Consider the following 19,876-nt stretch of genomic DNA (forward strand, 5'->3'; position numbering starts at 1 on the left):
CTCACACTTTCTTGATGTGTTTGCGCGCCAGCAAACCTTGTGGCCGCAAAATGAGGATGGCCAGCATCACAATGAATGGCACGGCATCCTTCCAGGCCGATGACACATAAGCACCGGTCAAATTCGAGGACACACCAATGATGACCCCGCCCAACAATGCGCCAGGCATGCTGCCAATGCCGCCGAGCACAGCCGCGGCGAAGGCAAAATGCAGTGCATGCTGCATCATGGAGAAATGCACAAAGGTCATTGGCGCAATCAGCAGCCCTGCAATGGCCGCAATCACATGCGAGATGCCCCAGGCCAGCGCATAAATGCGCTTGATGGGAATGCCCATCAGACGGGCTGCGACCGGATTTTCCATCGTCGCCTGCATCGCAATGCCCAGCCGGGTAAAGCGGAAAAAACCAAACAACACGGCCGCCAGAATCGCGCAGACCAGCACCACCCCAAGGTCTTGCCCCGACACAATGACGCCGCCGATATCAATCGGTGCGTTGGGAAACAGGCTGGGCAGCTCTTGCGTGTCCTTGCCCCAGATCCAGATCGCCAGGTCGCCAAAGACCAGAAACAGGCCCAGCGTGCAAATGGCCGAGGACAGCAGCGCCTTGCCAATAAAGCGCCGAATGATAAAACGCTCAATCACCATGCCCAAGGCGGCACCAAACAGCAAGGTCAGCAGCACGACCGCCCAGATCGGCAGACCCGACACCATCAGCGTATAGGCCATGAAAGCCGACAACATGGCCGCCTCACCATGCGCAAAATTGAGAATCCCCGTGGCCTTGAACACCATCACAATGCCCAAGGCAATCAGGCCGTAAATGGCCCCCAGCGCGATACCGCTGACAATCATTTGAAGCATCGGTGTTCCCCTCAGGCATGGCCCGCTGGCGCTTGTTTGGCCAGACGGGCTTTGAGGTAGGGAATAAAGCCGCCAGCGGCCAGCGTGGCACGCTCGACCGAAGACAGCGCCTCCATCGGCAGGGCCTGGCCATTCGCTGCATTGCGTACCTGGCCCAGCTCCCAGTCCACGCTCAGCGTGTCCCAACGCGAGACTGCCGCGCGAATGCCAGGGCAGGTCACCAGCGGAAAACCCATGCTGATTTCACCGCGAAAAAACCCCGGCGAGAACGACTCGGCAATCACGCCAGCTATGCCCAGATGCCGCATCGCGCGCATCGCCGGGTAATGCGGGTGGCCATAGCCAAAGTTATGGCCACCCACCAAGAGATCGCCCTTTTGTACGGCGCTGCCAAAGTCCTTGTCATAGCTGGACATGGTCACAGCTGCCAACTCATCTATGTTGGTGAGTTTGATGTTCTTGATGCCGACAATCAAATCGATGTCGTAGTTGTCTTCTTCAAAAATCCAGGCCACCCGGCCATGCAAATGGGGCAAACTCACAAGGCACTCCCTTCGAGCAAATACGGTCTTGGATCGGCGATGCAGCCTTCCAGCGCAGAAGCGGCCACCACGGCGGCATTGCAGATAAAAATTTCGGAATCGGAGCTGCCCATGCGGCCTGGCGTATTGAGCGTGCCGGTAGAGACTGCGCGCTGGCCATCGCTCATCGTCGCAATGCGCCCATAGCAGTAATCGCAGCTGGACGAGCTGATAAAAGCGCCAGCATCGACCAAGGTGCTGATCAGCCCCTCTTTGGCCGCTTGCGACATGATGGCCTGCGAAGTCGGCACCACATGCAGCTGAAAGCCTGGCTTGATGCGCTTGCCGCGCAGCACTTGCGCGGCCGCACGCAAATCCTCCAGCCGACCGCTGGCGCACGAGCCCAAATAGCCGGTGTGCACTGGCAAGCCAACGTAGTCCGTCAGATCACGCGTATTGGCCGGGCTGGGCGGCACCACGACAACCGGTGTCAGATCGCTGACATCAATGCGGACCTCGCGCTCATAGACCGCATCGGCATCGGCATAGACCGGCTCCAGCGCAATCTTGGCGCGGCCTTGCGTGTATTGCAGCGTTTTCGCATCCGGGGCAATCACCATCGTGGTCGCGCCCAAAAACATCGCCTGGCCGCAGATCGTCTGGCGGCCCTCAATGCTCATCGCATCGATAACCGGCCCGCACAGCTCGACCACCTTGAATCGGCATGAGGCTGGCCCCAGCACCCGCACCATATGGTGGAACACATCGCGCGCCATCACGCCGGGCTGCAAGGTGCCGGTCAGCTCGATTTTCACCGTGGCCGGCACGGTCAGCGCCATGGTCTCAGAGACAAAGGTCTCCAGCACGCTTTTGCGCGCGCCAAAAGCCAGTGTGCCAAAGGCACCCAATTGGCTGACATGGCCATCAAAATGCACGGCAAACGCGCCCGGCGTCGCATAGCCGAGCTCCGCAGAGACTTGGTGGCCAATGCCTTCGCGCTCGTGCACCGGCACGCCTTGCGCTGCGCCCCAGGCTCTGGTGACCTGGTGCAGCTCTTCTTCCTTGGGCGCGGTCGCCGGCACCATGTGGTCAATGAACAATACAAAGCGCTCGGGGCTGCTGACCTTGTCTACCCCAAACTCTTCCTTGGCTTCCTTGAAAAAGACATCGGTGTAGCCTGGAAAGTCGTAAGCGATCACAAAATCTGGGCGCACCAGAATGTCATCGCCTGGCCTGACCGAGTCCAAACCGGCGGCGCGCGCCAGAATTTTTTCTGCAATGGTGTGAGGCATTTATAGTTCTCTATCAATAATCCACTATGTGGGAATACAAAATTGTCGACAACAGAAATTTAAAGACTATGCGCGCCACCAAACAGCTGGTTATCCCTTAATTAATTCACAATGTGAACACGATTTACTATGGCATCATTTAACAAAAATGATTGGACCAAATAATGAATCCACAATATGAGAATAAAAGAACGGGCACTCAAAGCATTGAGAAGGTCGTGATGATGCTCCGCATCGTGGCATCGCGTGGCAGAAGTGGCATGCGTATACAGGAGTTGACCGATATCAGCGGCCTGCCACAATCGACCTGTTTTCGCATGCTGCAGCGCTTGGAGCTGGAGGGCCTGGTGGCGCGCGATGCGCACACCCGAAAGTATTATTTGGGGCCTTTGCTGCACGAGCTGGGCCTGATCGCAAGGCCGCGCTTTCACTTGAGCCAGCTGTGCGATGGCGCGCTGCACCAGCTGGCCGACGTCACACAAGACACGGTGTATTTAAGCGAGCGCAGTGGCCTCGAAGCGGTCTGCACCAACCGGGCCTTGGGTGACTACCCGATTAAATCCTTGGCCTTGGATGTGGGAATCAGACGGCCGCTGGGCGTAGGCGCTGGCGGGCTGGCCATTCTTTGCGCCTTGCCTGAAGCAGAATGCGAGGCAGTGATTCAAGCCAACAGCCACCATTACGAGAAATACGCGTCGTTCAGTCCCGATTTTCTGCGCCAAACAGTCGCCGAGAGCAAGCGGCGCGGCTATGCATTTCTAGAGAGTGCGGTTACACCAGGGGCGGCTGCTATCGGCCTGGCTTTTCCAGCGAACTGCCCCGTTGCGGCCATCAGCGTCGCGGCCATCTCCAGCCGGCTTGAGCCGGCGCGCTGCGAAGAGATTGCCCAAGCGATGCGTAAACAAATCACCACGCTCACCAATGAGCTCAATGCCGCATCGTTTGGCAAAGAGAGCGCACGCAGACCGCACAATTAATACGCCCGATCGCGCCCCAGCACTGCCTCGCCGCACCATGGGTGCCATCAGTAAAAAAAATGCCGCTCACTGGGATTTCAGTGAGCGGCATGCGGTTAAGCGCCTGTTCATGCACGCTGCGCTCAGGCAGCATGCAAGCAGTCCTTTAGGCTTTTTTCTTCGCGGCCGCTTTAGGGGCAGTGGACTTGGTCGCGGCTTTGGTCGCAGCAGGCTTCTTGGCTGCGGCTTTTTTGACCGTCTCAGCATTGACCGTCACTTTTTTCACAGCGGTTTTAGCCGCTGTTTTGGCTGCAGATTTTTTCACCGCAGTTGCGCTGGCGGCGGTTTTGGAAGCGGCCGTTTTGCTGGCCACTTTTTTGGCCGCAGGCTTTTTAGGCTCAGCCGTTGTAGCAGCAGCGGACTTGCTTGCGGCTTTTTTCACAACAGGCTTGCCAGCTGTGCCAGCAGCGGTGGTCTTTTTGGCTGCGGTTTTCTTGGCTGGCGGCAGGGTGTCGCCCTCTTCAGCCTGGGCCGCTTTAGCGGCTTTGGCGGCCTGAATCTTGGCGGCTTTGATTGCCGCCTTGACCGGCTTGTCGCCCCAAATCTCTTCCAGGCGGTAGTACTCACGGATCGCCGGCTGCATGATGTGCGCAACGATGGCGCCGCAATCGACCACCACCCACTCACCGTTCTCTTCACCTTCGGTACGCGGTTTGTCAAAACCAGCTTCCCTGACCTTGTCGCGCACGCTGGCTGCCAGCGCTTTGGTTTGGCGCGAAGAAGTGGCAGAAGCCACGATCACGCGCTCAAACAAAGGAGACAGATGGGTCGTGTCAAAGACCTGGATGTTTTGTCCTTTAACGTCCTCCAAGCCATCGACAATGGCGGCTTGCAGTGTGCTGACTTGGCGCTTGGCGCCGGACTCGCTAATGGTTTTCATGCGGTGCTGTATAAATGCAAAGTGGTGCTAAAAGCAGACGGGCTCACCTCGCGTTGGGCAATCGGGCCAACAAGCACGCTCATTGGCAGCAAGGCCAGAAGCCCATCTTTATGCGCGCAGTGTACCGTAAGTGTGCATCAGCCTATCCATGCTGTCTAGCGACACGCCTTTTCTACATGCACTCCGGCCACCACATTACAGGGCAGCGAGCCAATCGCGGCGAATCAAAAACTGTTCGGTCAACGCGGCCTCTGGCGTGCCTGGGGCAAAGGTTTTTTGGTAGGCCCAGTTGGCTTGAGGCGGCATCGACAACAAGATCGACTCGGTGCGCCCGCCCGACTGCAGGCCAAAATGCGTGCCGCGGTCAAACACCAGATTGAACTCCACATAGCGCCCGCGGCGGTAACTTTGAAAGTCGCGCTGCGCCTGACCGTAGGGCATGTCTTTGCGGCGCTCGACAATCGGCAAGTAAGCCTCTAGGAAATGCGAGCCCACCGATTGCATCATCGCAAAACCACCGTCAAAGCCCAGCTCCGAGACATCGTCGTAGAAAATACCACCTACACCGCGCTGCTCATTGCGGTGCTTTAAAAAGAAGTACTCGTCGCACCATTGCTTGTAGCGCGCATAGCGCTCTGGGCCAAACGGCTGCACGCTGGCTCTGCAGACACGGTGAAAATGCACAGCATCTTCTTCAAAGCCGTAGTAGGGCGTCAAATCCATACCGCCGCCAAACCAGCTGACAGCCGGGCCTTTGACAGGAAATGCGGTGATCATGCGCACATTCATATGCACCGTGGGCACATAGGGGTTGCGGGGGTGGAACACCAGGGAAACGCCCTGCGCCTCAAATGCAGCGCCCGCCAGCTCGGGGCGCTTTTGCGTCGCCGATGGCGGCAAGGCCACGCCTTGTACATGGGAGAAGCCGCAACCGGCACGCTCAAACACTTGACCGCCTTCCAAAATGCAGGTGATGCCATTGCCTTGCAGGGGCTCATGCGCGGCTTTGTGCCACGGCTCTTGCAGGCAGGTCTGCGTGCCACCGGCCGCTTGCTCGCAGGTATCCAGGGCTTGGATGATGGTTTGTTGCAGGCCCAGTAAATAATCTCTGACGGCTTGGGTAGCGGGGGTCTTTGTCATGCAGTGTGGCCAGTTAGACGGTGTCGGACATGGGGATGATTGTAAACACGCCATGCCTATCAAGGGCATATGCGCACAGAGACTGAGAGCCTGTTCAACATTCAGCGCGCCGTCGCGCAAGGCACAACAAAGAGGCTGTGCAAGGCGCCTGTTGCAGCTCATTCCTCTGTATGCGCAAAACGGGCAACGCCACAATGCACTTTTTGGGGCTTCAACGCGGCTGCGTCGAGATGATGAACAGGCTCCAAGAGCCAGAAAAAACCGCCGTGGCGCAAAGAACACCACGGCGGTTGACCAGTCCATTGGTGCTTGGCTTAGCGGGTGTTAACGCCCGCTGCTGCCGCACCCTGGCACTCAGTTCTTAATGGCGCGGTAGCCAATGTCTTTGCGGTATTGCTCGCCCTCGAAATGAATCCAGCTGGCCACCTCGTACGCGCGCTGCTGGGCTTGCTTGACGTTGTCGCCAAGCGCCGTGACGCACAGCACGCGACCACCGCTGGTTTTGACCACGCCATCTTCCAGCACGGTGCCAGCATGGAATACCATGGCGTCGTCCAGCTCGGTCTCTGGCAGACCTTGAATGGCATCGCCTTTGCGCGGTGCTTCTGGGTAGCCGCCAGCGGCCATCACCACGCCCAGTGCGACGCGTCTGTCCCACTCAAGCTCGACTTTGTCGAGCTTGCCATCCACGGCAGCGACAAACACTTCGTACAAATCGCTTTTGAGGCGCATCATGATCGGCTGGGTTTCAGGATCGCCCATGCGGCAATTGAATTCCAGCGTTTTAGGCTGGCCGTTCTCGTCGATCATCAAGCCCGCATACAAAAAACCAGTAAACAAAATGCCATCGCGCTCCATGCCACGCACCGTGGGCAAGATGATTTCGCGCATCGCCCGTGCATGCACATCGGCGGTGACCACCGGCGCTGGCGAATACGCGCCCATGCCGCCAGTGTTCGGGCCTTGATCGCCATCGCGCAAGCGTTTGTGGTCCTGGCTGGTGGCCATGGCAACGACATTTTTGCCATCCGACATGACAATGAAGCTGGCCTCTTCGCCAACCAAGAACTCTTCAATCACAACCCGCGCTTCGCCTGCGTTATGGACTGCGCCATAGCGGTTGTCCAGCAACATGTCTTCGACCGCTTCGTACGCTTGCTCGACGGTTTCAGCCACGACCACGCCTTTACCAGCCGCCAGACCATCAGCCTTCACCACAATCGGCGCGCCCAATTGGTCGATGTACGCTTTGGCCGCAGCCACGTCGGTGAAGGTGTCAAAGGCCGCAGTCGGAATGCCGTGGCGCTTCATGAAGTTTTTAGAGAAGGCTTTGGAGCTCTCCAATTGCGCGGCTTTTTGCGTTGGGCCAAAAATCTTCAAACCATGGGCACGGAACTCATCGACCACACCTGCGGCCAAAGGCGCTTCTGGACCCACTACTGTCAAGGTGATTTTTTCTTGCTGCGCCCACTCGCGCAATGCCACCACATCGCTGATGTTGACGTTTTTGAACTTGGGGTTCAAGGCCGTGCCACCATTGCCGGGCGCAACAAACAACTCTGTCACGCGCGGCGATTGGGCCAATTTCCAAGCCAGTGCGTGTTCTCGGCCGCCGCCACCAATCACAAGGACTCTCATACGTAGGATTCAATTGAGCGCTCACGCGCGTTTGGTTGTCGGATCTGGCTAGAACCCGTTGACTGGCTTTTAGCAGTTGCGCAAGGCATCAAAGGGCAGTGCAAGGCGTCTGTTGTCGCTCATACGCGGGTATGCGCGGCAACAGGCGGCGCAGTCATGCGCCTTATGGTCTGGCCTTGGGACTTCCAACGCGGTCTGCTAAAGGTTCATAAACAGGTTCTTAAAGTTGGGCGTTATGAAAAATATCTTGCGTATCATCCAGGTCTTCGAGCGCGTCCAAGAGTTTTTGCATGCGCTCGGCATCCTCTCCCTCCAGAGCAATGCTGACATCGGCACGCATGGTGACCTCGGCCATCTCAGAGCTGAAACCTGCGGCCTCCAGCGCCAGCTTGACGGCTTCAAAATCAGCAGGGTCACACAAGACCTCAATCGCACCTTCCTCGTCGGTCACCACGTCGTTGGCACCGGCTTCGAGCGCGACCTCCATTATTCGGTCTTCATCAGTGCCTGGTGCAAAAAAGAATTGGCCCACACGCTGAAACTGGAACGCTACGGAGCCTTCCGTGCCCATATTACCGCCGTACTTGTTAAACGCATGGCGCACTTCCGCCACCGTGCGCTTGTTGTTGTCGGTCATGGTGTCGACGATGATGGCAGCGCCACCAATGCCATAGCCCTCGTAGCGGATCTCTTCGTACTGCACCCCTTCGAGGTTGCCAGTAGCTTTGTCGATATTGCGCTTGATGTTATCGGCCGGCATATTGGCCGCCTTGGCCTTGTCAATGGCCAAACGCAAACGTGGATTGGCACTTGCATCAGCCCCTCCGGCACGCGCAGCAACGATGATTTCGCGAATCAAGCGTGTCCAGATGCGTCCACGTTTCTCATCCTGGCGCCCTTTGCGGTGCTGGATGTTTGCCCACTTGCTATGCCCTGCCATGCCATGCCTCTCTGTCAGATCGGGCCAAAGCGAACGCCAGCCCACCCATCAATGACAACCCAAAAGTTGACATTTTACTTGGTCAAACTCTGTGCGAGGGCTTGCCACTCAGGCTTGTCTCAGTATTTGTTTTCGTTTACTTTTCACCAGCACTATGCGTTAGCACCTGAACTGGCATGGCCGCTGGGGCCATTTTCACTGCGCCAAGCCAAGTGCAGCGCCACTCTCTCAGTGCCTGCATTATGCGCCAGACACCAAAGTCCATGCCTGCTCAATCACTACCCCAACAAGGGCACCAATGGCATGCGGTTTGTGGCTAAAAACCATCAAATGCGGCTCAGCCGCATGCGCCAACCTGAGCATCAACTGGTAGCGCTCACCCTTGAAGACACAATCGACCACGCATGCTGCCAGGCTATCGGGCGCTGGTCCATCTGCGTGCGGCGACGGCTCCAGCACGCGCACATGTTCGGGGCGCACCAAGATCTGGCGCTGGGCTTTGCGCGAATCCGGCAAAGCCCAGCGAATCGCCTGGTGCAACAAGGCACTATCGGCAATGCACTGGCCTTCCGTGCGCGCCATATTGGCCAGTGCGCCACAGGCCTCCGCCTTCAGCACACTGCCCTGGCCAATAAAACGCGCCAGCCAAGGCGTGCGTGGCTGGCGGTAGATCTGCTGCGGCGTGCCGCGCTGCACCAGCTGTCCTTGGTGCATCACGGCGACTTCGTCGGCCAGCGCCATCGCCTCGGCCTGGTCGTGGGTGACATAAATCAAGGTCGCGCCACTTTGGCGGTGCAACCGGCGAAACGCGTCCTCCATCGTGTGGCGCAAATGGCGGTCCAGATTGGCCAGCGGCTCATCAAGCAAGATCACGCGCGGCTCGGCGGCAATACAGCGCGCCAAGGCCACACGCTGTTTTTGCCCGCCCGACAACTCGTGCGGCATCGCGTCGCGCTTTTCAGCCAGCTCCACCTGCGCCAACGCCTGCTCAATCGCACGCCCATAATCCTGGCCCTTCACTCCGCGCAATTTCAGCGCATAGCCCACGTTGTCACCTACCGTCATATGCGGCCACAGCGCATAGGACTGAAACACCATGCCCATGCCACGCTGCTCCGCGGGCACGCTGTGCGTGGCGTTGGCCAGCACAACACCGTCGAGGTGGATGCTGCCAGCATCGGGCTGCTCAAAGCCAGCAACCATCCTCAGCGTCGTGGTTTTGCCACAGCCGCTAGGCCCGAGCAAAGCGAGAAATTGGCCCTGACTGACCTGTAAATCCAGGTCTTTGACAACCGCCTGGTGGCCATAGCTGCGACGCAGCTGTTTGAGTTGCAGCAGCGGCTTGTCGCCAAGCACTGGCGGTTTATAGGGGTTTAGTTGCGCCATGGAATCGCTCCACGTGGCAGCTTGCGCCCCAGCCATGCCAAAGCCAGCATCGCCGCAACCACAAACACCACAATCAACACAGACACGGCCGAAGCCAGCACGGTTTCGCCACTTTCATTGAAGTTAAAAATCAACACACCCAAAGTTTCATGACCCGCACTCCACAGCAAGGCAGACACCGTCAGCTCATTGAGCGCGGTTAAAAAGACCAGCAAGCCCGCAGCCCAACAGGCCGGTGCCAGCAAAGGCGCCAGAACATGCAGCAAACGCTGGCGCTGGTTGGCGCCTGCCAGTTGCGCGGCCTCTTCCAGCGCAGGATCTGTCTCCTGCATCGCACTGAGCAAGGGCCGCAAGGCGACAATCCAAAAGCGCGCCAGATACGCCACAAAAATCAGCCACAAACTGCCATACAAGCCCCAGTCCCACCAAGGAAAGGGCCGGGCAAACGCCAAAATACAGGCGACTGCCAGCACGACGCCGGGCACGGCATAGGGCAGCTCCAACAGGTTTTCCAGCCAGCGCAAGGCGCGCGAAGAGCGACGCGCCATCAACCAGGCCAATGGCAGACACACGGCCACCAAGACCAGCGCCGCCAAGCTCGACAACAGCAGGCTATTGCCGCCAGCGCGCCAGGTCACGCGCTGCTCAAACAGCATGTGCGCATAGGCCTGCAAGCCCATCGTGTGCCAGCTCAGTGGCACGCCCAATGCAGGCACCAAAGACGCGGCCAGCAAAGCCAGCAGTGGTGCGACCAGGACCACTAACAAGACGGCCAACAGCAAGGCTTCACACCACGGCCGCCATGCCCCCAGGCGCCACTGCAGGGGTTTGCCTGCATGGCCTAATAAGCGGTAGCCATTGGGCTGCTGCAGCACGCGCTGCAATCCCACGCCCAACAAGGCCAGCATCGCGGTCAGCACCGACAGGCTGGCCACTTGCGGCAGCATGCTGGCGCCAAGGCTGGCCATTTTTTGGTAGATCAAGGTCGGCAGCACATAGTAGCTGGCCGGGATGCCCAGCAAGGCCGGAATGCCGAAATTGCCAAGCCCAGAGACAAATGCGAGCATCGCGCCTGCGGCCAGGCCTCGCTTGGCCAAGGGCCAGACGACATCAGACAGCATGCGCCAGCGCCCAGCACCTGCCTGCTGCGCGGCTTCGACCAAGTCCGACGGAATCGCCAGCAAGCTGCTGCGCACGGCCAAATAAACCAGTGCCGCATGCTGCACCCCCAGTAGCAAAGCAATGCCTGCGCCCGAGTACAAAGGCTGCGGGCTACCCAGTGGTGGAGCGAGGCCCAGCGCGTTCAACAAAGCACTCGATGGTCCGGTCATTTGCAACCAGGCCAGGGCGGTGACCTGCGGAGGGATCATCATCGGCAGCATCAAACCAAATACCCACAGGGCTTTGGCGCGCACATTGGTCAGTGTCACGGCCAGCGCAAAGCCACCGCCCAGCAGCACCGAAATCAGCATGCCGCCGCCGCTGGTGACCAGGCTGTGCCAAACCGCCAACCAGGTGGCGCGTTGTGTCAAGACCTGCGCCATCGCTGAAGGCTGGGCACTGAGGCCGTCAGTGACCACCAGCCACAGCAGTTGCAGCATGGGCCACAAACAGACGACCGCAGCCAATGCCAACAAGGCAGCACTGAGCCAGCCAGAGCGATCGGCGCGCAGAGCTTTGGCATGGCTGGCAGGCAGGCGGCGCTTGCCGGCAAGCGCAGAAGCGGCGGCACCGGCCTGTACGCCGGTGCTCGCCGCAGCAGAAAAACGTTCAGGCAAAGAGCGCTACCTCACACCGCCATGGCTTATTGCGCGGCATCAAAAATTTGACTGAAACGGGCTTTGTCGGCCTCGGTCTGCGCCAATGCATGGGCGGCATTGAGTGGCAAGATGTTGATGCTGTCACGCGCAGGAAAGCCTTCGGGCATCGCACTGCCATTGCGCGCCGGGATATAGCCTTGCTGCAACACCAATTGTTGGCCCGCTTCAGACAGCAGAAAATCGACCAGTCGTGCCGCTGCGGCAGGCTGCTGGCTGCTTTTGAGAATCGCCACCGGCTCGGTCACTACGGTCACACCTTCTTGCGGAAAAACAAATTCCACGGGTGCGCCTTTGGCCTTCTCACGAATCGCCAGGTAGTCGGCCAATACGCCATAAGGCTTGGTGCCCGTGGCCACGGCTTTGAGCACGCCGCCATTGCCACCCTGGACCTGGGCCTGGTTGGCTTTGAGTGCCTCGTAATAGCCCCAGCCAAACTCTGGCATATTCACCAAGGTTTGCATGTGCAACATGGCCGCACCGGAATACAAAGGACTGGGTGCGGCAACCAGATTTTTATAGGCAGGCGTGACGAGGTCCTGCCAGCTTTGCGGCTTGCTGGGCGCGGCGCTGTGGTGGGCAATGCCGGTGGTGATCAGTTTGGTGCTGTAGTAGTAACCGGCTGGATCGTACAAATCGGCGCTGTAGTGCTGTCGCTCAGCACTCAAATGGGGCTGGAGCAAATCGCGCTGTTTGAGTGACTCCAAAGTCACCGTGTCTGCAATCAGCAGCACATCGGCCTTGACGGCTTTGGCAGCCAGCTCAGCCTCCAGGCGAGTCATCAATTGCGTCGTGCCATCGCGCACCCACTCGACCTTGATGCCTGGGTTTTGCGCCATGAAGGCATCGACCGTGGCCTGGGCATCGCTATTGGGTTGGCTGGTGTACAAGGTGATCGTCTGGGCGCTCGCAACACCAGCACCAAAAACCAGCGTGCTGACGCACAGCGCCACAGGCACACGCAAAAATGGGGGCAATTTCATGATGGAAAATGGACACAAAAAGGCTGAGAAACCGTGAATCCGGGCCACGCAGGCCGACCGCTTGTGACCGTCGCATTCGCTGACAGGCAAGCTGGCTGGCCGCGCGCCGCGTAGCCTAAGACGCAGCGGTGACACTTTCATGACATTGCCATTTTGGGTATAGGGGTGCTCTGCAGAATCTCCGTGCCCGGCACGGGCGGAGTGCATCACAGTGCTGTCATATTCAAACCCTAGCATGGAGTTCCATCTACCACGAGGACACTTGTATGACTCACCCACACGCGACACAGCACGCTGCGGCGTTGGCAGACCATTTTGTTTCCGTTATTTTGGAGGGCGACCCAGAGCTGCTGGTCAGCAATCTGGATGAGCTCGATGAAGAGGAAGTACGCGACGTTGCCAAACGACTGGCGATCTTCCGTTTGGCGTTGATCGAGGAGCTGGCCGCACAGCCGCATGCACAGGATGAGGATGAGGACGACGACTGCGACGAAGCCTGACCCTCGCCCTTAGAACGTGTTTACGCTTTAAGAACGTATTCACGATCTAAGAGCCTGCTACATCATCTCTGCGCAGCGCTGAACACAGCGCTGCGCTGCCTTTGCCAGCTCACCAGCCCGATACACAGCATGCACTGCCTGTGCACAGGTTTCTGTGTCTGCGCGATCAAGGCCGCTCACCGGCCCAATTGGGGGAGTCACCGTGGTCAGTCCCATCATTGATCTTGTTTACTGCAATGCAGGCGGCGGACACCGCGCCAGCGCACTCGCACTCGAAGCCATTGCGCTGGCGCAGCGGCGCAATTGGACCATCCGCCTGATGAACCTGTTTGAGGTGCTTGATCCTGAAGGGCGTTTTCATGCCTTGACCGGCCTGAACCCCGAGGACCTCTATAACAAGCGCCTGGAGCGCGGCTGGACACGCGGCATGGCGCACGAATTGCGGCTGCTGCAGCAAGTCATTCGCCTGAGTCAAACCCGGCTGACACAGCGTTTGACCACGCATTGGCGCGGCAATCCGCCCGACATGGTGGTTTCACTGGTGCCCAACTTCAACCGCGTCATGGTCAACGGTTTGCGAGCCAGCGCCAGCCATGCCCCTTATGTGACGGTGTTAACCGATTTGGCCGACTTAGACCACGGCCGTTTTTGGATTGAACCAGGCCTGGGCATCCACACCGTCTGCGGCACGGCCCATGCGGTGCAGCAAGCACAACGCCTAGGCATTGATGCCGAGCATTTGCACCCGACCTCGGGCATGCTGATTCGCCCGGAGTTTTATGAAGCCCCCAAAGAACCGCGCGCCCAAGCCATGCAGCGCCTGGGTCTGGACACCACGCGACCCACTGCCGTGGTTTTGTTTGGTGGCCATGGCGGCCGCACGATGCTGAAAATTGCCAGGCGCATGCCCGATTTGCAAACCATTTTTCTGTGCGGCCACAACACCCAATTGGCCGAACAACTGAATGCATTGCCGCTGCAAGCGCCGCGTTGGGTGCAAGGCTTTACTGCCGATATCGCCCACTTCATGCGCATGGGCGACTTCATGATTGGCAAGCCCGGCCCAGGCAGCATCAGCGAAGCCCTGTGCTGCGGCCTGCCGGTGATCCTGCTGCACAGCGGCGCCACCATGCCGCAAGAGCGCTACAACGTGCACTGGGTGCAAGAGCAAGGCGTTGGCCTGACCTGCACGACCTTCAAAGGCTTGCACCAGGCAGTCGCAAGCATGCAGCAGCAACTCACGCACTTTCAAGCGCGAGCCCGTGCGATCAACAACCAGGCCCTGTTTGAAGTGCCTGAGATTTTGGCTCGCGTCCTGCAGCAAGACACGGCCACACAAGCCTTTGGTATGGACTGGGACCAGTTCCTCTCCAGCCCTGCCGTCTGAACGATCGCAGAGCCTGTTGGCGATCCTTTCGCAGTCGCGCCAGGGACAAAAAAAGACGGTACCGCAATGCGCTTTAATGTCCCCTCCCCTTCAGCTTGAAGAGGGTGTGCAGGCTCCCAATGCCCCAGCATTTAACGCTGCGGCATGTCCTTGGTCGAATAAACGGGCGAAACCGTCGCATCGGCGGGAATCGCCGGCATGCTGGCATTCCACGCCTCCCAGCTGCTGCGCATCGCCGCCAAACGCTCGGGCTCATGGCGCGCATGGTTGGCGCGCTCACGCGCATCGACCGCGACGTTGAACAAGTACTCGTGCTGGTCGACCTTGAGGTACTTCCACTCGCCCACGCGATACGCACGTTGGTCGCGGTGGTTCATGCGCCAAAACAAGGGCCGCTCAAACTCCACCGCGGCATCGCGCAGCACCGCCGCCATCGATGCACCATCCAGCGGGAAGTCCGCCGCAGGCACTGCACCGGCAACATCGAGCATCGTCGCCGACCAGTCCATCGTCATGCACAACTGGCGGCTGACGCCACCAGCAGGCACGATGGCAGGCCAATGCACAATCCATGGCACACGGATGCCGCCCTCTGTCAGATCCATCTTGCCGCCCACCAGCGGCCAGTTGTCAGAATAGCGCTCGCCGCCGTTGTCACTGGTGAACACGACCAAGGTGTTGTCAACCATACCGTGCTCAGCCAAGGCTTGCATCAATTGGCCAATGCCCTCGTCCATGTGGTGGATCATCTTGCGGTAAATATCCACGCTACCGCCCGATAGGTCGTACAAATCGTTCTTCAAGGTCGGCGCGCGATTGGCATCGTCACGTGTCTCCCAAGGCCAGTGCGGCGCGGTGTAGTGCAAACTGAGGAAAAACGGCTTGTGGCCTTCTGCCGCATTGGCCTGTGCCTGGCGGTGCACGTAGTCCACCGCGCGGCGCGATAGCAAATCGGTCAAATAACCGTCCTCGTGCTTGGCCTCCTCGCCCTCCCACCAGTCATGATTGCCGCGTGAGTCCGCATGCGTGAAATAATCCAGACCACCCGAGAGCGCGCCATAAAACTCGTCATAGCCCGACTGCAAGGGACCGAAGTGTGGTGGATAACCCAAGTGCCATTTGCCCACCAGGGCCGTACGGTAGCCAGCACCGCGCAGCAGCGATGGCAGCGTTGGGATGCTGGGCGGCAAGCCCAGCTTGTCGCTGCCGCGCGCATCGCTGCGAATCGGCTCTTCAGCAGCACCGCGCAAACGGTATTGGTAGCGCCCGGTCATCAGCGCAAAGCGCGTGGGTGAGCACACGGGGGAGTTGGAGTAGCCCTGCGTGAACAACAGGCCATTGCTCGCCAAACCATCAAGCACCGGTGAAACAGCCCCAAAACTGGCTTCGCGACCGCCATAGCAGCCCAAATCTGCGAAGCCCAAGTCGTCAGCTACGATAAAAATAATATTGGGTTGTTGCATACTGAGGAGACACACTTCCAACTAAAAACGCGAGTGTACAAACAAATCCAACCACTTCTGCAAGCTGGCGCATACCGGCCGCAATTGGGTAGATGGGCTGCTTTTAAGAACCTGTTTACGATTTTTTCGCAGCCGCGCAAGGCACAAAAAAGAGGCAGTGCAAGGCGCTCGTTTTGCGCATACGCCCGTATGAGCAAAACGGGCAACGCCACAATGCGCTTTTTTGTAAACAGGCTCTAAGGTTGGTAGCCCGAGTTTTTCACTACCGGCGCCCACTGCTGCTCAAACGCCGCCAAGGTTTCGCGGGTTTGGGCTTGCGTGCTGCCCACTGGCGTGATTTTGGAATCGATAAAACGCTGGCGCAATGCTGGCTCTTGCATCACCTCGTGGACGGCTTGCGCCAAGGCCTCAATGCGCGCAGTAGGCGTGCTGGCCGGAGCGTATAAGGTGTTCCAGCCTGAGGCTTCAAGCTCCAGCCCCGCCTCTTTGAAACTCGGCACCTGCTCGGCCCAGACCGAGCGTGCATTGCCGGAGGTCGCCAGAATGCGCAGTTTGCCGCCCAGAAATTGCGGCAATAAAGCATCTTCGGTATCAACAGCAACCGGAATCTGTCCGCCCAGCAAATCGCTGGTCAACGGCGCAGAGCCGTTGTAGCCAATCACCTCGGACTGCACACCGGCCTTGTCGCCCAACATCAGTGCAAAAAAGTGCGGCAGGCTGCCAGTAGCTGGTACGCCGACATTGGCTTGCTGAGGATTGTCTTTGAGCCAAGTCATCAAACCTTGGAGGTCGGTCACAGGCAGTGTCGGGGCGACCGCCACGGCAAAATCGTAATTGGTCAAATGGGAGACCGGAATGAAATCCTTGTCGACGTCGTAGCCCACGTCCTTGAACACCAGCGGCGCCACCACCATCACCGCCGGGTTGGCCAGGATCAAGGCATTTTTATCTACCGGCGTGGACTTGAACTGCTGCGCCGCCACGCGACCGCCGGCACCAGGCTTGTTCTCCACAATCACCGGCACGCCCAGTTTGGCGTTCAGTGCATCGGCCAGCAAACGCGCAGCCCGGTCAGACGCGCCGCCAGCCGGATAGCCCACGATGATGCTGACAGGCGAATCAATACCGGCCTTGCCACTCTCGGCCGCCTGCAACAGGGGCGCTGCAAGCAACGCCACTGCCGCCGTCAAACTCCAAGTGAGGCTGCGGCAACGCATGGCTGCACCAAATCTTGTATTACCCAATGTGAACATCAACTGTCTTCTCCGATGCGAATGCAATCTACCAGCGCGCAACATGCGCAACCAGCTCCCCAAAAAGCCCAGCAGACACCGTTTGCGGCCCCTCCTGGCGCACCGCGCAACGGCCCGGCCGCAATGCGGGCCATTATCCAAGCACGCTTTGCACTTTTATTTATATCCTTAGAACGTGTTTACGATCTTATAGCAGGGATGCGCAGCGGTGTGCAGCGGGTTAGTCTGCGAGACTGCGTCACACAGGTGACGCACACTACAGCCATGCTGTACCTATTGCGTTCTCGTTCATAGGCAAGCGGCCTTGTTTTCAACCATAGGAGAGAGACCATGACAGGCAAAAAAATTCTGATGATCTGCGGCGACTACTGTGAAGACTACGAAACCATGGTGCCGTTTCAAGCGCTGCTGGCCGTTGGCCACACCGTGCATGCGGTATGTCCCAACAAAAAAGCCGGCGACCACATCAAAACCGCGATCCATGATTTCGAAGGTGCGCAAACTTACAGCGAAAAGCCGGGCCACAATTTCACACTCAACGCCAGCTTTGCCGATGTCAAGGCCGAGCAATACGACGCACTGGTGATTCCCGGTGGCCGCGGCCCCGAGTATTTGCGCAACGAGCCCGCCGTGATTGCTGCCGTGCGCCACTTCTTTGATGCCAATAAACCAGTCGCAGCGGTATGCCACGGTGCGCAATTGCTCGCTGGCGCAGGCGTGCTCAAGGGCCGCACCTGCTCGGCCTACCCGGCTTGCAAGGTCGAAGTGGAGTTGGCTGGCGGCACCTATGCCGATATTGCCGTTGACCAGGCCCACACCGATGGCAATCTGGTCAGCGCCCCTGCCTGGCCTGCCCACCCAGCGTGGTTGGCGCAGTTCTTAGCCTTGCTGGGCACACGCATCACCCATTAAAGACGCGCTGAAGCTGGCCGTGGTGCGGCACAAATGCCCAGTCTTTGGCACAATATTGGGATGAACACCCGCACCACTGAAGAGATCATGCACGCCATGGGCGTGCAAGCACGCCGTGCCAGCGCCCGCATGGCGATTGCCAGCGCCAAGGAAAAAGCCCTAGCACTGCGCTTTTTGGCCGATTTGCTGCGCCAGCAAGCGCCGGCATTGCAGGTTGAAAACGCCAAGGACTTGGAGCGCGCGCGCGCCAATGGCCTGACCGAACCGATGGTCGACCGCCTGAAACTGACAGACACCATTCTGGAAACCGCAGCCCAGGGCTGTGAACAACTGGCCGCCATGCCCGACATCATTGGCGATGTGATCGGTCTGCGCCAGCAGCCATCGGGTATTCGCGTGGGCCAAATGCGTGTGCCACTGGGTGTGTTCGGCATGATTTACGAAAGCCGCCCCAACGTCACGATTGAAGCGGCGAGTTTGGCCATTAAAAGCGGCAATGCCTGCATTTTGCGCGGTGGCTCCGAAGCGATTGACTCCAACAAAGCGCTGGCAGCTTTAGTGCGCCAGGCGCTGGTGCATGCGCAGCTGCCTGAAGACGGCGTGCAACTGGTGCCGACCACCGACCGCGCCGCTGTAGGCGCGCTGATCACCATGCCCGAGTATGTGGATGTAATCATTCCACGCGGCGGCCGTGGCCTGATCGAGCGCATCAGCGCCGAGGCCAAAGTGCCGGTGATCAAGCACTTGGATGGCATTTGCCACACCTATGTCGACGATCCAAGCAATATTGAACAGGCGGTGGTGATTGCCGACAACGCCAAAACGCACAAGTACAGCCCTTGCAACGCCACCGAGACCTTGCTGGTCGCACGCGGCGTGGCCGAGCAGTTCCTGCCCAAGATTGCCGCCATCTACGCGGCCAAAGGGGTGGAGATGCGCGTCACCGATGAGGCGCGCGCCTGGGTCAGCCAAGCGCCGCAAGCCCATGTCGTGTCTGCCACCGAAGCCGACTGGAGCACCGAGTACCTGGCGCCGATCATCAGCATCAAAATCGTTGCCGGACTGGACGAGGCCATTGCCCACATCAACCAATACGGCAGCCACCACACAGATGCGATCGTCACCAACAACCACCAGCATGCGCAGCGCTTTTTGCGCGAGGTCGATTCGGCCAGCGTGATGGTCAATGCCAGCACGCGCTTCGCCGATGGCTTTGAGTTTGGTCTGGGCGCCGAGATCGGCATCAGCACCGACAAATTCCATGCGCGTGGGCCTGTTGGCGTTGAAGGCCTGACTTCGCTCAAATTCATCGTGCTGGGCGAGGGCGAAATTCGCCAATAAACGCACTGCCAACGCGCAGCCCATCAGCACGCCTGGCGCGGTTCACACTGCAAGGCGTGCTTTTTTTCACCCCATTGAAGCCACTACCAACGCCCATGATCACCTGCTATTTGCGCTACATCATTGATGCCGACAAACTGGGCGAATTTGAGCATTACGCCCAATTATGGATTCCGCTGGTCAATCGCTTTGGTGGCCAGCACCACGGCTATTTCCTGCCCTCCGAAGGCGCCAACAACGTCGCCTACGCGTTGTTCAGCTTCCCAAGCCTGGCGCTGTATGAGCAATACCGCATCGACTCCATGCAAGACGCCGAATGCCTGGCAGCTTTTGCCTATGCAAAAAGCACACGCTGCATCATCAGCTACGAGCGCAGTTTCTTACGACCGGTGTTTGCGTAAACGCCGTTGGCCTGCCATGGCCACAGCATCACAGCGGGCTTGTGACGAACTTGACAGAGTCCTAAAGCCCAGCTTCAACAGCCTTTAGAGCCTGTTTACGATCTCCTTGCAGGCTGGCGCCATTTGCTGCGGCAGGAATGA

18 protein-coding genes are annotated in these 19,876 nt (G+C 58.8%); 6 read left to right on the plus strand and 12 right to left on the minus strand.

Annotated elements, in window-relative coordinates; genetic code table 11:
* Position 1: 1 nt before the first annotated feature.
* From E8K88_RS08305 to E8K88_RS08315, 3 genes are read right to left on the minus strand one after another with little or no spacing between them, the layout of a single operon-like run.
* Positions 2 to 865, minus strand: a complete 864-nt coding sequence (locus tag E8K88_RS08305) for a branched-chain amino acid ABC transporter permease (RefSeq protein ID WP_136406198.1) — start codon at positions 863 to 865, stop codon at positions 2 to 4.
* A gap of 11 nt (positions 866 to 876) precedes the next feature.
* Positions 877 to 1,407, minus strand: a complete 531-nt coding sequence (locus E8K88_RS08310; RefSeq protein ID WP_136406199.1) for a 3-isopropylmalate dehydratase small subunit — start codon at positions 1,405 to 1,407, stop codon at positions 877 to 879.
* On the minus strand, positions 1,404 to 2,678 hold the full coding sequence (locus tag E8K88_RS08315; RefSeq protein WP_136406200.1) for a 3-isopropylmalate dehydratase large subunit: 1,275 nt from the start codon (positions 2,676 to 2,678) through the stop codon (positions 1,404 to 1,406). Before E8K88_RS08315 ends, E8K88_RS08310 begins: the two co-directional genes overlap by 4 nt.
* 164 nt (positions 2,679 to 2,842) lie before the next feature.
* Between E8K88_RS08315 and E8K88_RS08320 the strand changes: the two genes are divergently transcribed.
* Positions 2,843 to 3,655 carry an IclR family transcriptional regulator gene (locus E8K88_RS08320; protein ID WP_136406201.1) on the plus strand — a complete coding sequence of 271 codons (813 nt, stop codon included), beginning with the start codon at positions 2,843 to 2,845 and terminating at the stop codon, positions 3,653 to 3,655.
* 145 nt (positions 3,656 to 3,800) lie between these two features.
* On the opposite strand, the gene rsfS is transcribed toward E8K88_RS08320, so the two are convergent.
* From rsfS to E8K88_RS08355, 7 genes are all read right to left on the minus strand, one after another.
* Complete coding sequence (gene rsfS, locus E8K88_RS08325; protein WP_136406202.1) at positions 3,801 to 4,574, minus strand: ribosome silencing factor; 774 nt, start codon at positions 4,572 to 4,574, stop codon at positions 3,801 to 3,803.
* Positions 4,575 to 4,769: 195 nt separating this feature from the next.
* The gene (hemF, locus tag E8K88_RS08330; protein WP_136406203.1) at positions 4,770 to 5,714 is read right to left on the minus strand and encodes an oxygen-dependent coproporphyrinogen oxidase; all 945 of its coding nucleotides are present in this window, start codon (positions 5,712 to 5,714) and stop codon (positions 4,770 to 4,772) included.
* A 354-nt stretch (positions 5,715 to 6,068) separates the two neighbouring features.
* A complete protein-coding gene (gene purD / locus E8K88_RS08335) occupies positions 6,069 to 7,352 on the minus strand; it encodes a phosphoribosylamine--glycine ligase (RefSeq protein ID WP_136406204.1) in 1,284 nt (427 codons plus the stop codon).
* Between the two features lie 220 nt (positions 7,353 to 7,572).
* Positions 7,573 to 8,292 (minus strand): YebC/PmpR family DNA-binding transcriptional regulator, encoded by a 720-nt coding sequence (locus E8K88_RS08340; RefSeq protein WP_136406205.1) that lies wholly within the window; start codon positions 8,290 to 8,292, stop codon positions 7,573 to 7,575.
* Between the two features lie 240 nt (positions 8,293 to 8,532).
* Positions 8,533 to 9,678 (minus strand): ABC transporter ATP-binding protein, encoded by a 1,146-nt coding sequence (locus tag E8K88_RS08345; protein WP_136406206.1) that lies wholly within the window; start codon positions 9,676 to 9,678, stop codon positions 8,533 to 8,535.
* The gene (locus tag E8K88_RS08350) at positions 9,666 to 11,456 is read right to left on the minus strand and encodes an ABC transporter permease (protein ID WP_240754412.1); all 1,791 of its coding nucleotides are present in this window, start codon (positions 11,454 to 11,456) and stop codon (positions 9,666 to 9,668) included. Before E8K88_RS08350 ends, E8K88_RS08345 begins: the two co-directional genes overlap by 13 nt.
* A gap of 26 nt (positions 11,457 to 11,482) precedes the next feature.
* Complete coding sequence (locus tag E8K88_RS08355; protein WP_136406207.1) at positions 11,483 to 12,478, minus strand: ABC transporter substrate-binding protein; 996 nt, start codon at positions 12,476 to 12,478, stop codon at positions 11,483 to 11,485.
* 266 nt (positions 12,479 to 12,744) lie between these two features.
* Between E8K88_RS08355 and E8K88_RS08360 the strand changes: the two genes are divergently transcribed.
* On the plus strand, positions 12,745 to 12,978 hold the full coding sequence (locus E8K88_RS08360) for a hypothetical protein (protein WP_136406208.1): 234 nt from the start codon (positions 12,745 to 12,747) through the stop codon (positions 12,976 to 12,978).
* Positions 12,979 to 13,180: 202 nt separating this feature from the next.
* Positions 13,181 to 14,365, plus strand: a complete 1,185-nt coding sequence (locus E8K88_RS08365; protein ID WP_240754413.1) for a glycosyltransferase family protein — start codon at positions 13,181 to 13,183, stop codon at positions 14,363 to 14,365.
* Between the two features lie 131 nt (positions 14,366 to 14,496).
* On the opposite strand, the gene E8K88_RS08370 is transcribed toward E8K88_RS08365, so the two are convergent.
* The gene (locus E8K88_RS08370) at positions 14,497 to 15,828 is read right to left on the minus strand and encodes a sulfatase family protein (RefSeq protein WP_136406209.1); all 1,332 of its coding nucleotides are present in this window, start codon (positions 15,826 to 15,828) and stop codon (positions 14,497 to 14,499) included.
* Positions 15,829 to 16,064: 236 nt separating this feature from the next.
* Complete coding sequence (locus tag E8K88_RS08375) at positions 16,065 to 17,045, minus strand: tripartite tricarboxylate transporter substrate-binding protein (protein ID WP_136406210.1); 981 nt, start codon at positions 17,043 to 17,045, stop codon at positions 16,065 to 16,067.
* 366 nt (positions 17,046 to 17,411) lie between these two features.
* On the opposite strand from E8K88_RS08375, the gene E8K88_RS08380 reads away from it, so the two are divergent.
* The 3 genes from E8K88_RS08380 to E8K88_RS08390 all read left to right on the plus strand — a co-directional run bounded on the left by E8K88_RS08380 (position 17,412) and on the right by E8K88_RS08390 (position 19,735).
* On the plus strand, positions 17,412 to 17,993 hold the full coding sequence (locus E8K88_RS08380; protein WP_136406211.1) for a DJ-1/PfpI family protein: 582 nt from the start codon (positions 17,412 to 17,414) through the stop codon (positions 17,991 to 17,993).
* A gap of 60 nt (positions 17,994 to 18,053) precedes the next feature.
* Positions 18,054 to 19,334, plus strand: a complete 1,281-nt coding sequence (locus E8K88_RS08385) for a glutamate-5-semialdehyde dehydrogenase (RefSeq protein WP_136406212.1) — start codon at positions 18,054 to 18,056, stop codon at positions 19,332 to 19,334.
* Between the two features lie 95 nt (positions 19,335 to 19,429).
* Entirely contained in the window at positions 19,430 to 19,735 is a 306-nt protein-coding gene (locus E8K88_RS08390; protein WP_136406213.1) for an NIPSNAP family protein, read from the plus strand.
* The last annotated feature ends 141 nt before the right edge of the window (positions 19,736 to 19,876 follow it).

This window comes from Lampropedia aestuarii (assembly GCF_004803635.1).
GTDB classification, from domain to species: Bacteria; Pseudomonadota; Gammaproteobacteria; order Burkholderiales; family Burkholderiaceae_C; genus Lampropedia; species Lampropedia aestuarii.

What these genes read in the sequence shown, in the direction of transcription:
- E8K88_RS08305 (WP_136406198.1), bottom strand. Translation starts at nt 865, where the DNA reads ATGCTTCAAATGATTGTCAGCGGTATCGCGCTGGGGGCCATTTACGGC.
- E8K88_RS08315 (WP_136406200.1), bottom strand. Translation starts at nt 2,678, where the DNA reads ATGCCTCACACCATTGCAGAAAAAATTCTGGCGCGCGCCGCCGGTTTG.
- E8K88_RS08320 (WP_136406201.1), top strand. Translation starts at nt 2,843, where the DNA reads ATGAATCCACAATATGAGAATAAAAGAACGGGCACTCAAAGCATTGAG.
- rsfS (WP_136406202.1), bottom strand. Translation starts at nt 4,574, where the DNA reads ATGAAAACCATTAGCGAGTCCGGCGCCAAGCGCCAAGTCAGCACACTG.
- hemF (WP_136406203.1), bottom strand. Translation starts at nt 5,714, where the DNA reads ATGACAAAGACCCCCGCTACCCAAGCCGTCAGAGATTATTTACTGGGC.
- purD (WP_136406204.1), bottom strand. Translation starts at nt 7,352, where the DNA reads ATGAGAGTCCTTGTGATTGGTGGCGGCGGCCGAGAACACGCACTGGCT.
- E8K88_RS08340 (WP_136406205.1), bottom strand. Translation starts at nt 8,292, where the DNA reads ATGGCAGGGCATAGCAAGTGGGCAAACATCCAGCACCGCAAAGGGCGC.
- E8K88_RS08345 (WP_136406206.1), bottom strand. Translation starts at nt 9,678, where the DNA reads ATGGCGCAACTAAACCCCTATAAACCGCCAGTGCTTGGCGACAAGCCG.
- E8K88_RS08355 (WP_136406207.1), bottom strand. Translation starts at nt 12,478, where the DNA reads ATGAAATTGCCCCCATTTTTGCGTGTGCCTGTGGCGCTGTGCGTCAGC.
- E8K88_RS08360 (WP_136406208.1), top strand. Translation starts at nt 12,745, where the DNA reads ATGACTCACCCACACGCGACACAGCACGCTGCGGCGTTGGCAGACCAT.
- E8K88_RS08370 (WP_136406209.1), bottom strand. Translation starts at nt 15,828, where the DNA reads ATGCAACAACCCAATATTATTTTTATCGTAGCTGACGACTTGGGCTTC.
- E8K88_RS08375 (WP_136406210.1), bottom strand. Translation starts at nt 17,045, where the DNA reads ATGCGTTGCCGCAGCCTCACTTGGAGTTTGACGGCGGCAGTGGCGTTG.
- E8K88_RS08380 (WP_136406211.1), top strand. Translation starts at nt 17,412, where the DNA reads ATGACAGGCAAAAAAATTCTGATGATCTGCGGCGACTACTGTGAAGAC.
- E8K88_RS08385 (WP_136406212.1), top strand. Translation starts at nt 18,054, where the DNA reads ATGAACACCCGCACCACTGAAGAGATCATGCACGCCATGGGCGTGCAA.
- E8K88_RS08390 (WP_136406213.1), top strand. Translation starts at nt 19,430, where the DNA reads ATGATCACCTGCTATTTGCGCTACATCATTGATGCCGACAAACTGGGC.